The sequence below is a fragment of the Rhodovarius lipocyclicus genome, assembly GCF_009900765.1.
Classification (GTDB): Bacteria; Pseudomonadota; Alphaproteobacteria; order Acetobacterales; family Acetobacteraceae; genus Rhodovarius; species Rhodovarius lipocyclicus.
In genome coordinates this window covers 1-13,832 of sequence record NZ_JAAABL010000045.1, presented here as the reverse complement: position 1 = coordinate 13,832, position 13,832 = coordinate 1, and the positions used below count along the sequence as shown (strand labels likewise).

The window sequence follows — 13,832 nt, the reverse complement described above, 5'->3', positions numbered from 1 at the left end:
CAACCCCGGCCTTGCCCGGGCGTTGGACAGGGATGCACCGCTTCGCAGCGAAACAGCCTGGATCGCCCCGCCCGCACGCCTATATTCAGGCTTCTGGCGGCCCGCCCCCGCCCCCGCAGCAGGACCCCAGCCGGCCAGATGGTCACCAACAGCCCCGATACCCCGCGACGCGCGCCCGCGCTGTTGCGCATCCCGCCCGCGCCACGCCTGCTCTCGGCGCTGCGCCGCCGCCTGGGCGGGCCGGCGGGCCGGCTCTCGGCGGAGGGGATGCTCACCGTCGCCTCCTACAACGTCCACAAATGCGTGGGCACGGACAAGCATTTCGACCCGGACCGCGTGGCCCGCGTGATCGAGGAGCTGGACGCCGACATCCTGGCCTTGCAGGAGGCCGACCGCCGCTTCGGCCGGCGCGACGGGCTGCTGGACCTGGCGGCGCTGGAACGCCGCACCGGCCTGTCGCTGGTGCCGCTTTCGGTCGCGCCGCGCGGGCATGGCTGGCACGGCAACGCGCTGCTGGCGCGCGGCGCACGGGCCATCCGCATCCGCCGCCTGGTGCTGCCGGGCGGCGAGCCGCGCGGTGCCGCCATGGTGGATCTGGAACTGCCCGTGGGCGTGATCCGCGTGGTGGGCGCGCATCTGGGCCTGCTGCGCCGGCACCGGGTGCGGCAGGTCGCCGCCATCCTGGACGCCGTGGAGGAAGCGGGCGCCGACGGCATCCCCACCCTGCTGATGGGCGACCTGAACGAATGGCGGCACGGCGCCAATTCCTCCCTGCGGGGGCTGGAGCCCGCCTTCGCGCTCGGCAGGCCGGGCCCGGCCACCTTTCCCAGCCGCCTGCCGCTGCTGACGCTCGACCGCATCCTGGGCCATCCGCAGGGGCTGGTGCTGGGCACGGCGGCGCACGACACGCCGCTGGCGCGCCTCGCCTCGGACCATCTGCCGCTGAAGGCGCGGCTGGACCTGGCGGCGCTGGCGGCCACCACGCCCGTCCCCCTTGCCGCGACCGGCTGAACCGGGCCTCATGGACCGGGCACCCATGAGCGAGGTCCTGACCAGGGAGGCGTTGCGGATGACACCCACCGAGGCGGTCCCCCTGCCGGCGCATGAGGATGGCGTGGCCCTGATGCGGGAGGGACTGACGGCCTTCGCCGCGCGCGTCGCGCTGGCGCGCGCGGCCACCCGCAGCCTGGACCTGCAATACTACGCCTGGCACGGCGACCTGACCGGCGGGCTGCTGGCGCGGGAGGCCCTGCGCGTGGCCGAGCGCGGCGTGCGCGTGCGCCTGCTGCTGGACGACATGTACGCCATGGGCCGGGAGCGCATGCTGGCCGCGCTGGACACCCACCCTCACATCGAGGTGCGGCTGTTCAACGCCACGCGCTGGCGCATGCTGGGCCCGCCGGGGATGCTGCTGGAGATGCTGTTCGGCGGCTGGCACCTCGACCGGCGCATGCACAACAAGGCCTGGATCATGGATGGCGAGGCCGCGATCCTGGGCGGGCGCAACATCGGCGACGAGTATTTCGACGCCTCAGGCCATTTCAACTTCCGCGACCTGGATCTGGTGGTGCTGGGCCGGGCCGCGGCCGACACCCAGGCGGTGTTCGAGCAGTACTGGAACCACCGCCTGGCCCGGCCGCTGCGCAAGGTCAGCCGCGCGGCGTACCGCCCCGGCGGGTTGCGGCGGCTGTCGGCCTGGCTGGACACCGCCTGCGCGGCGCCGGAGGCCCAGCCCTTCTTCCAGCGCCTGGGGGAGCACCCGGCCGTGGCCTCCGTGCTGTCGGGGGAGGCGGGGTCGCGCTTCATCCCCGTCGGCCCGGGTGCGGTGCGGGTGGTGGCGGACCCGCCGGACAAGGCCAGCGGCAAGGCCCCCGGCGCCGCCTGCCTCGCCCCCGCCATCCTGCACGCGCTGCACGGGGCGGAGCGCGAGGCGCTGCTGATCTCGCCCTATTTCGTGCCCGGGCGCATCGGCACCACCCTGCTGGAGGGGCTGGCGAAGCGCGGCGTGCGGGTCTCGGTCGTGACCAATTCCCTGGCCGCCACCGATGTGGTGGCGGTGCATGGCGGCTACGCCAAATACCGCGAGCGCCTGCTGGCCGCGGGCATCACCATCCATGAGCTGATGCCGACGGGCGATGAGGGGGCGAGCGTGTTCGGCTCCCGCGGGGCCAGCCTGCACAGCAAGGCGCTGGCGATCGACGGGGCGCTGGGCTTCGTGGGGTCGTTCAACATGGACCCGCGCTCGGCCGCGTTGAACACGGAGATGGGGGCCTTCGTGCGCGCGCCCAACCTGGCCGCGCAATTGCGCGAGGAGCACGACCGGCTGTGCGACCCCGCCCGCAGTTGGCGGGTGACGCGCGAGGCCCCCGGCCGCCTGGCCTGGCAGGGCGCGCCCGAAGGCCAAATGCTGACGGTGCACGGGGAGCCCGAGGCCTCCATCCTGCGCCGGGTGCTGGCGCGGATCACCCGCTGGCTGCCGGTGGAGAAGAAACTTTAGACAGTTGCCGGCACCGCGCGCGGCGTGGCCGCCAGCAGCCCCAGCACCGCCACGCCGAAGGCCGCGCAGAACACCAGCACCGCCGCGATCAGCCCCAGATGGTCCGCCAGCACCCCCACGCCCAGCACCGGCACGATGGTGCCCAGATAGCCGATGCTGAAGAAGCAGGAGAGCACGCCGGCCCGTTCCTCGGGCGGGGCGACGGCGTTGGTGATGGTCAGCCCCGCCATGAAGGACAGGCCATGCCCCATGCCCGCCACCAGGTCGCTGGCGACGAACAGCGCGGCGGAGCCGGTGGCCAGCGCCCCCGCCAGCAGCAGCACCGCCACCCCCAGTGCACCCAGCCCCAGCAGCAGGCAGCCGCGCGGCGGCACGCCCCGCAGCGCCATCTGCGCCCCCGCCGAGCAGAACAGGATCACGGCGATCGCGGCCCCGCTGACCGCCGGGCCCCGCCAGGGCAGCAGATCCGACACGAAGCTCGGCGCCAGGGAGGCGAACAGGCTGAACAGCGCGAAGGCGCAGAAGGTGGCGAAGGCCCCCACCAGGAAGCGCGGGCGGGCGGCGCGCGGCGGCAGCACGAAGCGCGGTCGCAGGGACAGCGCGCCCGGCCGCCGTGGTTGCCCCATGGGCCTTGGCGCCCGGAAGCTCATCAGCCCCGCCAGCACCACCGCCAGCGCCGCGATCATGGCCAGATAAGGCGTGACCAGCGGCCAGGCCACCCATTGCGCCAGCGCGCCCCCCAGCAGCGGCCCCAGCCCGACCCCCGTCATGCTGGTGACCGAGGCGATCAGCGAGGCACGGCGGCGCGGCCCCGGGGGTTCCAGCTCCAGCAACCCCAGCGTGGCGGCGGTGGTGATGAGGCCGGAGGCGACGCCGATGCACAGCCGCCCGGCCAGCAGCATGCCCACCCCATCTGCCAGCATGGACAGGCCGAGCCCCGCCAGGATCAGCAGCAGCGCCGCCCGCAACTGCCCCACCGCGCCCAGATAGCCGGGCAGCCGGCCCAGGAACAGGAAGGCGGCCAGCACCCCCAGCATATAGGCCACGAAGATCAGCGTGACGGTGCTGGCCGGGATGTGCCAGGCGCGCTGATAGAGGGGGTAGAGGGGGCTCGCCAGCGCCGTGCCCATCACGCCGATCCCCAGCGCCGCGGCAACCCACAGAAAGGGGGCCCAGCCGGTGGCGGGGGCGTGGGAAGAATGGGACAAGGCGGGTATCCTCCGGTCTGGATCGTGCCGGACGTCCCCCACGTGTTTTCTGACTCTAAAATGACCCCATGGTCAATTTAGGTCAAGCCACAGGAGCAGCATCATGGGCCCGCCCCCTTCCGGCCCAGCCGGCACCAGCCCGCCGCGCACCCGCGGCCCCAGCCCCACCAAGACCGCCCGCACCCGCCAGGCCATCATCCAGGCGGCGCTGGCGGAATGCCTGGAACACGGCTTCGCGGGCACCGCCATGGCCGGGGTGGCGGCGCGCGCGGGCGTGGCCAAGGGCACGCCCTATCGCTACTTCCCCACCAAGGAAGCCCTGTTCGAGGGCATGGTGCAGGAGGTGATCGCCAGCGCCTGGACCGGGCTGGAGCCCGGGGAACGCCAGCCCGGCGAAAGCTGGCGCGCTTTCCTGCGCCGGGCCGTGCTGTCGGGCGTGCAGGATTTCGAAAGCTCGGGCCGGGCCATGCTGGCGCGGCTGGTGGTGGCGGAGGGCGCGCAATTCCCCTCCCTGGTCGAGGTCTATCGCCGCGCCGCCTTCCGCCCGCTGCTGGAACAGATCCGCCGCGTGGCGCAGGCCGCGCTGGAAGCGGGGGAATTGCGCGCGCCGGCACTGGCACGATACCCGCACCTGCTGGTGGCGCCGCTGTGGTTCGGCATGCTCAACAACGCCATCATCGACCCGGAACGGGCGGTGGAGATCGACGCCCTGTTCCTGGCGCAGCTGGACCTGTTGTTCGCGCCGGAATAGGCGGCCCTACTCGGGCGCCACGAACACCACCAGCACCCGCGCCCGCGCGGGGCCCACGGAGCGCAGCCGGTGCCGGTGCCGCGCATCAAAACGCACGGTGTCGCCCGCCTTCAGCCGGGTGGGCTCGTTGTTCAGCAGCAGCTCGATCTCGCCGTCCAGCACGCGCAGCAGCTCCTCACCCTCATGGCTGCCGCCGGCATCCTCGTCCGGGGTGTGGGGCACCTGGATCTCCAGCGCCGTCAGCCGGCCCGGCGCCACCGGGAACAGCGAGCGCAGCCAGCGCCCAGGGCCCACCGGCGCGTCCGGGTCGCTGGCCGGGGCCAGCTCCATCCCGTTCGCGACGGCGGATTCCGAGGCCAGCAGCACCCCCGGCGGCACCCCCAGAACCCGCGCCAGCCGATAGACGCTCTCGACCGAGGGATGGCTCAGCCCGCGTTCCAGCTTGGAGAGAAAGCCCTTGGTCAGCCCGGTCAGCCGCGCCAGCTCCGCCAGGCTCAGCCCCGCCTCCTGGCGGGTGGCGCGCAGCCTTGCGCCCAGATGGGCGGCGATGGGGCTGGCGGCCTCGGCGCCCAGCGGGGCGGGCCGGGGCCCGGGGAGACTGGTCATCACGGGCATTCCATCAACGCCCCGGGCGGCCGGGGCGCTTCCGTGTAGACCGGAACCGCCGCGCCGGACAATGAAGCGTTAGGGCCTGCGGACAGTGGGCTTCGGGATGCGGCGGGCGAGGGATTTTTCGTGCTGGCCAGGAAGAAGCCGAAGCCAATGCTGGGGCATTGGCGAGGGTTCTGACGCCGCCGGCGCGGAAAAGCACCGCCGGACGCGCCCGCAAGCCCTCTGTCCGCAGGCCCTACGCCCCCGCCAGCAGCGGCCGCCAGCGCGCCCGCTCCTCATTCACCATCGCATCGAAGCTGGCGGCGTCGCCCCGCAGGGCGAAGGTGCCCTGCTGGGTCAGCCGGTCCACCACCACGGGGTGGCGCAGCGCGGCCGCGAAGGCTTCCGCCAGCCGGGCGCGGATGGCATCCGGCACGCCGCGCGGCGCGGCCAGCCCGGCGCTGGAGCCATTGGTCAGGCCAGGCAGGTTCGCGGCCTCGGCGGCTGTGGGCAGGTCCGGCAACAGCGCCAGCCGCTCGGTCGAGGCCGCGGCCAGCGCCACCAGCGTGCCGGCGCGGATATGCTCCACCACCACCGCCGTCGCCTCCGCCGTCACCTGCACCTCCCCCGTCAGCACCGCCTGCACGCCGGCGGCGCCGGAGCGGTAGTGCACCGGCGTGAAGCGGCAATCGCCCAGCGCCTGGGTCAGCAGCATGGTCTGGTGCGGAGAGGTGCCGACACCCGCCGTGCTCCAGGTGAAATCGCCGCGCGCGGCCCGCGCCTTGACCAGGAATTCCGGCAGGCTGGCGGCCAGCCCGGGCTTCACCACCAGCACATGCGGGGTGGAGGCGAGGGGCGCGATCGTCACCAGGTCCCGCGCGGCATCGAAGGTGGTGCTGGGGATCAGCACCGGGTTCACCGTCAGGGTCGCCACCCCGGCGAACAGCAGCGTGTAGCCATCGGGGGTGGCGCGGGCCGCCGTCTCGAAGGCGATGTTGCCGCCAGCGCCGGTGCGGTTTTCCACCACCACCGGCTGGCCCAGCTGCTGGCTGGCGCCCTCGGCCACGATGCGGGCGATCAGGTCGCTGATGCCGCCCGCGCCGAACCCCACGATCAGGCGGATGGGCCGGGCGGGATAGGGCTGGGCGCGGGCGATGGCCGGGGCCAGGAGCAAAGCGGGAAGCGCGCGGCGCGTGAGGTGCATGACAGGAAACCTTTGGCGGCTCAGGACAGGCGCGGGGCCTGGGCTGAAACGGGGAGGGAGACTGGGGGTTTAGCAAGGGGTGTGCCAGATGGCCCGGGGAGGGCGCCGCCCTCCCCGTACCCCGCCCGCCGGGGACACGCGTGTCCCCGGACCCCAGCCAGGCTTCGCTCCGCGAAGCCCTTATGAATACCCTGTATTCAAGGAGTTTTTCCCGCGAAGCCAGCGCGGCGTTCAAACTCGAGGAAAGGAATGGGGGGGCCGGGGGGAAAGTCATTTCCCCCCGGCGGGAGTGTGAGGGCGGAGCCCTCATGCGCCCCTTGCCCATCGCTATATACCAACAAATATTTCGATTTCTTCATCACCTGCCGTGGGTTTGCTCACAGGAAACGCATTCCGGCCCCGGCTTGACACCCACGCATCGCTATATTCGATTGCGCATAACGAACGCGCGAGCCCCCATGCCCTTCACCCTGCCTGACGACCGGCTGCTGGCCATGCTGCGGGAGGACGCGCCCTATGGCGACGCCACCACCATGGGGCTGGGGATCGGGGCGCATTCCGGGCGGGCGGTGTTCCGCACCCGCGGCGCCATCACCGCCTGCTGCTCGGAGGAAGCCGAGCGGCTGATGCTGCTGGCCGGCTGCGCCAGCGCCCGGCGCCTGGCCCACAGCGGGGATGCCGTGCAGGCGGGCGGGGAACTGCTGGTCGCCGAGGGCGACGCCGCCGCCCTGCATCGCGGCCTGAAAGTGGCGCAGACGCTGATGGAAATCGCCTCCGGCATCGCCACCCGCGCGCGGCGCCTGGTGGATACCGCCCGCGGCGCGCGGCCGGATGTCGCCGTCGCCTGCACCCGCAAACACCTGCCCGGGGCCAAGGACGTGATGCTGAAGGCCATCATGGCCGGCGGCTGCGTGCCGCACCGGCTGGGGCTGTCGGACAGTGTCCTGGTCTTCGCCCAGCACCGCGCCTTCCTGGGCGGCCAGGCGCCGGGGGATTGGGTCGCCGCGCTCCGCGCCGCCCAGCCGGAGCGCAAGATCGCCGCCGAGGCCGAGAGCGTGGAGGAGGCCGTGCTGCTGGCCGGGGCGGGGGTCGATTCCCTGCAACTGGACAAGCTCCCGCCCGCCGCGGTGCGGGAGGTGATCCAGGCCGTCTCCGCCCTGCCCTCGCCACCGCTGGTCGCGGTGGCGGGCGGCGTGACGGAGGCGAACGCGGCCGAATACGCGGCCACCGGCGCGCGGCTGCTGGTCACCTCCGCCCCCTATGCGGCGCCGCCCGCCGATATCGGCGTGGCGGTCCGGGCCTTGCCCGCCCCGGGCTGAACCCCGACACTGCGGCCATGACCGACCGCCTCGACATGCTGCTCGCCGCCCTGCCCCGCGCCTATCCGGGCCCCGGAGGCGCCGTCGCGGTGCTGCGCCGGGGCGAGGTGATCGCGCGGCACGCCTGGGGCTTCGCCAATGCCGAACTGCGCATCCCCTTCACGCCGAAGACGCTGTTCCGCATGTGCTCCATCACCAAGCAGTTCACCTGCGGGGTGATGCTGTCGGAATTCGCCGATCCCTCGGTGCTGGATGGCGATGTGGCCGCGCGCCTGCCGCTGCTGGAACAGGCGCCGCCCACCGCGCTGCACCTGGCGCACAACCAGTCGGGCCTGCGGGATTACTGGGCGGTGGCGATGCTGCATGGCTCGCCCGCCGAGGCGCCCTTCGGCGATGCCGAGGCCGTGCGGGTGATCGGGGGCACCCGCACCCTGCATTTCGCGCCCGGCACCCGCTATTCCTATGTGAACCAGAATTTCCGCCTGCTGTCCGACATCGTGCAGGAGCGCACGGGCCGTTCCTTCGCGGAGCTGCTGCGCACCCATATCTTCGGCCCCGCCGGCATGGGCAGCGCGCTGCTGGCCGCCGACACCCGCGCGATGCCCGACGGCACCGAGGGCTATGAGGGCACCCAGGCCACCGGCTTCCGGCCCGCGCGCAACAACATCCTCTGGACCGGCGATGCGGGGCTCGGCGCCAGCCTGGACGACATGATCGCGTGGGAGCGCTTCATCGACGCGACGCGCGACGACCCGGCGGGGCTGTACAACCGGCTCTCGGCCCCCGTGGCCTTCGCGGGCGGCGCGCCCGCGCCCTATGGCTTCGGCCTGGCGCGCGGGGAGGATCTGGGCCGCGCCTTCACCGCCCATGGCGGCGCGCTGCGGGGCTGGCGCAGCCACCGGCTGCACATGCCGGCCGAGCGCGTCTCCGTCGTCGTGATGTTCAACCACCTGTCGGACGCGCATGTCGCCGCCGCCGACCTGCTGGCCGCCACGCTGGGCCAGGACCGCCCCGCCCCCCGCGCGCCCCTGCCCGCGCCGGATTGGCTCGGCGCCTATCAGGAACCCGAGACCGGGCTTTCCGTGCGCATCGACACGCTGCCGAGCGGGCATCTGCGCCTGCGCTACGGCCATGGCGCGGAGCGGCTGGAACTGCGCGAGGACGGCACCGCCGACAATGCCCCCGCGGGCCGCACCCGCCTGCGCCCCACCCCCCAGGGGTTGTGGCTGGACCGCCCGCAGGAAAACCAGTCGAGCCTGCTGCGCCCCTTCGCCCCCGGCGCCGGGGGCCTGTCGGGCCGCTACCGCTGCGCGGAGCTGGATGCGGAACTGACCATCGAGGAAAGCGGCGGCGCGCCCTATGGCGCGTTCTCGGGCTTTCTGGGCCAGGGGCGGATGGAGACGCTGGACCCGATCGGGCCCGATGCCTGGGCCCTGCCCTGCCCCCGCGCGCTGGACCACACGCCGCCCGGGGATTGGACGCTGGCGTTCCGGCGGGATGCGGGCGGCGCGGTCACCGGCGTGCAGGTGGGGTGCTGGCTGGCGCGGGGGCTGGAATACAAGCGGGTGTGAGGTGGGCCCTCACCCCGCCCGCCGCACCCCGGTAAAGGTCGAAACCCCCGTCGGGAAATCCACCAGCCCCCGCCGGTGCGCCATCAGCCGGTAGTATTCCCCCAGCGGCAGATAGGGCAGGTCCTGCCAGAACTGCGCCTGGATCCGCCGCGCCACCTGCCGCTGGGTGCCGTCATCCGGCGCGTCCATCCATTCGCGGCGCAGGCTTTCCAGCGCCGGGCTGTCGGGCCAGCCGAACCAGGCCTGGGTGCCATGCGCGCGCAGGCCCAGATGCGCCACCGGGTCCAGCGTGCCCGCCCCCCCGAGCCCCGAGACAAAGACGCTCCAGCCGCCGCGCTCCACCGGGTTGCGGCTGTTGCGGCGCTGCACGATCGTGCCCCAGTCGCCGCCCACCACCTCCACATTCATGCCCGAGCGTTGCAGCATGTCGGCCGAGACCTCCGCCATCGCCTTCAGCAGCGGGAAGTCGTTGGCCTGCAGCACCACCACCTTCTCCCCGCGGTATCCGGCCGCGGCCAAGTCGCGCTTGACGCGGTCGTAGTCGCGCGGGCCGGTCAGGGCGTCGAGGCCGATCTCGCTGGCCATGGGCGTGCCAGACAGGAAGGGCCCCACCGGGGTTTTCCACGCCGCGCGGTCCTGGCCGAAGGCGGCGGTCATGAAATCCTCCTGCTTCAGCGCGCCCAGCAAGGCGCGCCGGATCGCCGGATTGTCGAAGGGCGGCTGCAAATGGTTGAAGCGGAAGATGCTGCAACTGCGGTCATCGACCAGCTTCACCTCCACCTGGCGGTTCCGGCGCAGCATCGGCGCCAGGTCGTTGCCGGCATATTCCAGCCAGTCCACCTCGCCATTCTGCAGCGCCGCCGCCGCCGTCGAGGGATCGGGCAGGATGTGCCATTCCACCCGGTCGAAATGCGCGATCTTGGGGCCGGCGGTGCGGCTCGCGATGCCCTCGGGGCGCGGCACGTAATCCTCGAACCGGGCATAGGCGACGCGCGCGCCGGACAGCCTCTCGCCGGGCAGGAAGCGGAAGGGGCCGCTGCCCACCATCTCCGTCACCTGGCGGTGCGGGTCGGTGGCGGCGATGCGTTCCGGCATGATGGCGGGCATGGCCGAGGTCACCTTGCCCAGCGCGCGCGCCAGCAGCGGAAACGGCCGCTTCAGCCGGAAGACGATGCGCCGGTCGTCGGGGGCCGAGATCTCGTCGGTCACGGCCAGCAGCTCGGCGCCGAACATGTCCCGCGCGGCCCAGCGGCGGATGCTGGCCACGCAATCGCGCGCGCGCACGGGCTCTCCGTCATGGAATTTCAGCCCGTCGCGCAGCGTGATGGTCCAGCGCCTGCCGTCATCCTCGATGACATGGCCGGCCGCCATCTGCGGGTGCACGTTGTAGTCGGCGTCGGTGCCGTACAGCGTGTCGAACACCATGAAGCCATGCACCAGGCTGACGGTGGCCGTGGTCCAGACCGGGTCCAGCGAGGCGAGGTCCGCCTGCGGCACGAAGCGCAGCAGGCGCGGGGCCTGGGCACGGCCAGGGGCGGCCAAGGGGGCGGCGAAGGCGGCCCCTGTGCCCAACAGGGCGGTACGGCGAAGCATGGGTGATCTCCGGCAAGGCAGACCCAGTGTTCGGGGCAACAAAATTGCTGTCAACGCCAGCTTCCCGGCCGTTTTACTTCGCGCCAGGATGGTTCTGCCTCAATTGGAGTCACCTCATGGCCCTGCGCTGCGACCTCATCATCCGCGATGCCACCATCATCGACGGCAGCGGCGCGCCGCGCTACGCGGGCGATGTGGGGGTCACCGGAGACCGCATCGTGGCGGTGGGCGACCTCGGCGGCGCCAGCGCGGACCGGGAGGTGCTGGCGAACGGCCGCGTCCTGGCCCCGGGCTTCATCGACGCCCACACCCATGACGACCAGATCGTGCTCCAGGGTGCCGAGTGCATGCTGTGCAAGCTGTCGCAGGGCGTCACCACCTCCGTCATCGGCAATTGCGGCATCAGCCTGTCCCCGGGCCGGCTGAGGAACGCCCCCGCGCCGCTCGGCCAGGTCTGCGCGCCCGAATGGTGGCAGTTCGACAGCTTCGCCGAGTTCCGCGACCGGCTGGAGAGCCAGGTGCCGGCGGTGAACACCTTCGCCCTGATCGGCCACATGACCCTGCGCTGGGAGGCGATGGGCGGCGACATCGACCGGGTCGCAACCGATGCCGAGATCGCCCGCATGCGCGACCGGCTGGAAGCCAGCCTGGCCGAGGGAGCCTCGGGCTTTTCCACCGGCCTGTTCTACGCCCCCAGCAAGGCCGCGAGCACCGAGGAGGTGATCGCCATCTCCGAGCCGCTGCGCGCCACGAAGGGGCTGTACGTCACCCACATGCGCAATGAGGCCGAGGGCGTGCTGGACAGCATCGACGAGACGCTGCGCATCGCGGCGGCCGTGGGGGCGCCCGCCGTCATCAGCCACCACAAATGCGCGATGCCCGAGAATCACGGCCGGTCACGTGAGACGCTGCCGCGCATCGAGGAAGGCGCGCGCCATCAGAGCGTGGCCTTCGATGTCTATCCCTACACGGCGGCCTCCACCTCGCTGGGCGCGCGCAAGCCGCGCCATGACGTGCCGGTGCAGATCGCCAACTCCGCGCCCTTCCCCGAGATGGCCGGGCGCATGCTGGCCGATGTCGCCGCCGAATGGGGTGTGAGCCTGGAGGAGGCGGTGGAGCGGCTGCTGCCCGCCAGCGCCATCTTCCACAACATGGCGGAGGAGGATGTGCGGCGCATCATGTCCCACCCGCTCGCCATGATCGGCAGCGATGGCGGGCCGCTGGCCAAGAAGCCGCACCCGCGCCTGTGGGGCACCTTTCCGCGCGTGCTGGGGCATTACAGCCGCGACCTCGGCCTGTTCAGCCTGGAAGCGGCCGTGCACAAGATGACCGGCCGGCCGGCGGCGGTGTTCGGCATCCCCGATCGCGGCGCCATCCGCGTCGGCGCCTATGCCGATCTGGTGCTGTTCGATGCCGCGACGGTCAAGGATTCGGCCAGCTTCGAAAACCCCGCCCAGCCCGCCGACGGCATCGTGGAAACCTGGGTGAACGGGCAGTCCAGCTATGTGCACGGCCAGGGCGTGACCGGCGTGCGCGCGGGCCAGCTGGTGCGGCGCGTGCCCGGCTGACAGGCGCCGGGGTGACAAGCGCCCTGCCCCGCGCAAGGATCGCCCCCGCACATTTCGGGAGGATTCCATGAGCGGTTTCGATTTCACCGGCAAGCGCGTGGTGGTGGCGGGCGGCAGCCGGGGCATTGGCCGCTCCACCGCCATCGCCTTTGCCCGCGCGGGTGCCAAGGTTTCCATCTGCGCCCGCAGCCAGGGCCCGCTGGACGCGACGCTGGCCGAACTCGGCGCCGGCGCCCACGCCAAATCCTGCGACCTGGGCGATGCGGCGGCCGTGAACGTCTATATCGAGGAAGCGGCCCAGGTGCTGGGCGGCATCGACGTGCTGGTGAACAATGCTTCCGGCTTCGGTTCCGCCGACACCGAGGAAGGCTGGGCCGCCAGCCTGAACGTGGACGTGCTGGCCACCACGCGCGCCAGCCGCACCGCCGTGCCGCATATGGGCGCGGGCGGGGCGATCGTGAACATCAGCTCCATCAGCGGCTTCCGCGCCAGCACCCGCACGCCGGCCTATGCGGCCGTGAAGGCGCTGCTGATCAACTTCACCCAGAGCCAGGCGGCGGCCCTCGCCAGCAAGGGCATCCGGGTGAATGGCGTGGCCCCGGGCTCCATCGAATTCCCCGGCGGCAGCTGGGAGCAGCGCAAGACCAGCCAGCCCGAGCTGTACAACCGCGTGCTCGGCTCCATCCCCTTCGGCCGGCTGGGCACGCCCGAGGAAGTGGCCAATGTGGTGCTGTTCCTGTCCAGCCCGCTGGCCGGCTGGGTGACGGGCCACACCGTGGTGGTGGATGGCGGCCAGCTGCTGGGCTGAGCCTCCAATCAGGTGATGCGGATTGATCCCGCAATGATCTAGCCTGCCCCGCGAAGCATGGCGCTTCCGGGGGAGAGCAGAATGGACTTCAAGGATTTCACCAGTTTCGAGAAGCTGATCGCGCCTTCGGTGATCAAGCTGATGTACTGGATCGGCATCGTGGGCATCTGCCTGGCGGGGCTGGGCGGCATGGCCACGGCCTTCAGCCGGTTCGGCGGCGGCTTCCTGCAATTCCTGATGGCCATCATCGGCACCGCCGCCGGGCTGCTGTTCTGGCGGGTGGTGTGCGAACTCTACATCGTGGCCTTCGGCATGTTCGACCGGCTGGGGGCGATCCGGGACAGCCTGGCGCAAGGCGGGCCGCCGAGGGGGTAGGATGCGAGAGGGCCCTGCCCTCTCGCGCTCTCCCGCCAGGAGCCGAAAGGCCCCCTGGACCCCAACCGTTTGGCACTTCATCCCGCCAGGCGGGACACCTTTTTCATTATAAAATTCAACAAGAAATACCTCTCCAGGACCAGCATCAAACTCCTGGGGTCCAGGGGCCTTTCGGCCTTTGGCGGGGATGCAAGGGGCAGGGCCCCTTGCTGGGGGGCCAGGGGGCTGTTCAGACCGGACACATCCCTGACTGATGTTCGGAGAGATGGTTGACGGTTTTTGGGTGAGAGTTTCGCGGGAGCGGAGCGATGCCCTGGAAGCCTGTATCGATCATGGACAGTCGCCGA

At 72.0% G+C, this 13,832-nt stretch carries 12 protein-coding genes; 8 read left to right on the top strand and 4 right to left on the bottom strand.

Annotated features, from left to right (window positions below; genetic code table 11):
• Positions 1-138 precede the first annotated feature (138 nt).
• Positions 139-1,011: an endonuclease/exonuclease/phosphatase family protein gene (locus GT007_RS19120; RefSeq protein ID WP_236571760.1), complete on the top strand. Its 873-nt coding sequence runs from the start codon at positions 139-141 to the stop codon at positions 1,009-1,011.
• 25 nt (positions 1,012-1,036) lie between these two features.
• Entirely contained in the window at positions 1,037-2,497 is a 1,461-nt protein-coding gene (locus tag GT007_RS19115) for a phospholipase D family protein (RefSeq protein ID WP_160123268.1), read from the top strand.
• Here GT007_RS19115 and GT007_RS19110 read toward each other — a convergent pair.
• Positions 2,494-3,705 carry an MFS transporter gene (locus GT007_RS19110; RefSeq protein ID WP_160123267.1) on the bottom strand — a complete coding sequence of 404 codons (1,212 nt, stop codon included), beginning with the start codon at positions 3,703-3,705 and terminating at the stop codon, positions 2,494-2,496. The two genes, GT007_RS19115 and GT007_RS19110, sit on opposite strands and share 4 nt — an antisense overlap.
• A gap of 103 nt (positions 3,706-3,808) precedes the next feature.
• Here GT007_RS19110 and GT007_RS19105 point away from each other — a divergent pair, with 103 nt between their 5' ends.
• A complete protein-coding gene (locus GT007_RS19105) occupies positions 3,809-4,456 on the top strand; it encodes a TetR/AcrR family transcriptional regulator (RefSeq protein ID WP_160123266.1) in 648 nt (215 codons plus the stop codon).
• 6 nt (positions 4,457-4,462) lie between these two features.
• Here the strand turns inward: GT007_RS19105 and GT007_RS22845 are convergent, their stop codons facing one another.
• Positions 4,463-5,062 carry a helix-turn-helix domain-containing protein gene (locus GT007_RS22845; RefSeq protein WP_160123265.1) on the bottom strand — a complete coding sequence of 200 codons (600 nt, stop codon included), beginning with the start codon at positions 5,060-5,062 and terminating at the stop codon, positions 4,463-4,465.
• A gap of 241 nt (positions 5,063-5,303) precedes the next feature.
• On the bottom strand, positions 5,304-6,221 hold the full coding sequence (locus GT007_RS19095) for a Bug family tripartite tricarboxylate transporter substrate binding protein (RefSeq protein WP_160123264.1): 918 nt from the start codon (positions 6,219-6,221) through the stop codon (positions 5,304-5,306).
• Between the two features lie 488 nt (positions 6,222-6,709).
• Here GT007_RS19095 and modD point away from each other — a divergent pair, with 488 nt between their 5' ends.
• Both modD and GT007_RS19085 read left to right on the top strand, forming a co-directional pair.
• Complete coding sequence (gene modD, locus GT007_RS19090) at positions 6,710-7,570, top strand: ModD protein (RefSeq protein WP_160123263.1); 861 nt, start codon at positions 6,710-6,712, stop codon at positions 7,568-7,570.
• A 17-nt stretch (positions 7,571-7,587) separates the two neighbouring features.
• Positions 7,588-9,141, top strand: a complete 1,554-nt coding sequence (locus GT007_RS19085; RefSeq protein ID WP_160123262.1) for a D-aminopeptidase — start codon at positions 7,588-7,590, stop codon at positions 9,139-9,141.
• A gap of 9 nt (positions 9,142-9,150) precedes the next feature.
• On the opposite strand, the gene GT007_RS19080 is transcribed toward GT007_RS19085, so the two are convergent.
• Positions 9,151-10,734 (bottom strand): ABC transporter substrate-binding protein, encoded by a 1,584-nt coding sequence (locus tag GT007_RS19080; RefSeq protein WP_160123261.1) that lies wholly within the window; start codon positions 10,732-10,734, stop codon positions 9,151-9,153.
• A gap of 116 nt (positions 10,735-10,850) precedes the next feature.
• On the opposite strand from GT007_RS19080, the gene GT007_RS19075 reads away from it, so the two are divergent.
• The 3 genes from GT007_RS19075 to GT007_RS19065 all read left to right on the top strand — a co-directional run bounded on the left by GT007_RS19075 (position 10,851) and on the right by GT007_RS19065 (position 13,485).
• Positions 10,851-12,302, top strand: coding sequence for an N-acyl-D-amino-acid deacylase family protein (locus GT007_RS19075; protein WP_160123260.1), 1,452 nt, complete (start codon positions 10,851-10,853; stop codon positions 12,300-12,302).
• Positions 12,303-12,369: 67 nt separating this feature from the next.
• Positions 12,370-13,110 (top strand): SDR family NAD(P)-dependent oxidoreductase, encoded by a 741-nt coding sequence (locus GT007_RS19070; protein ID WP_160123259.1) that lies wholly within the window; start codon positions 12,370-12,372, stop codon positions 13,108-13,110.
• Positions 13,111-13,191: 81 nt separating this feature from the next.
• A complete protein-coding gene (locus GT007_RS19065; RefSeq protein ID WP_160123258.1) occupies positions 13,192-13,485 on the top strand; it encodes a DUF4282 domain-containing protein in 294 nt (97 codons plus the stop codon).
• Positions 13,486-13,832 lie beyond the last annotated feature (347 nt).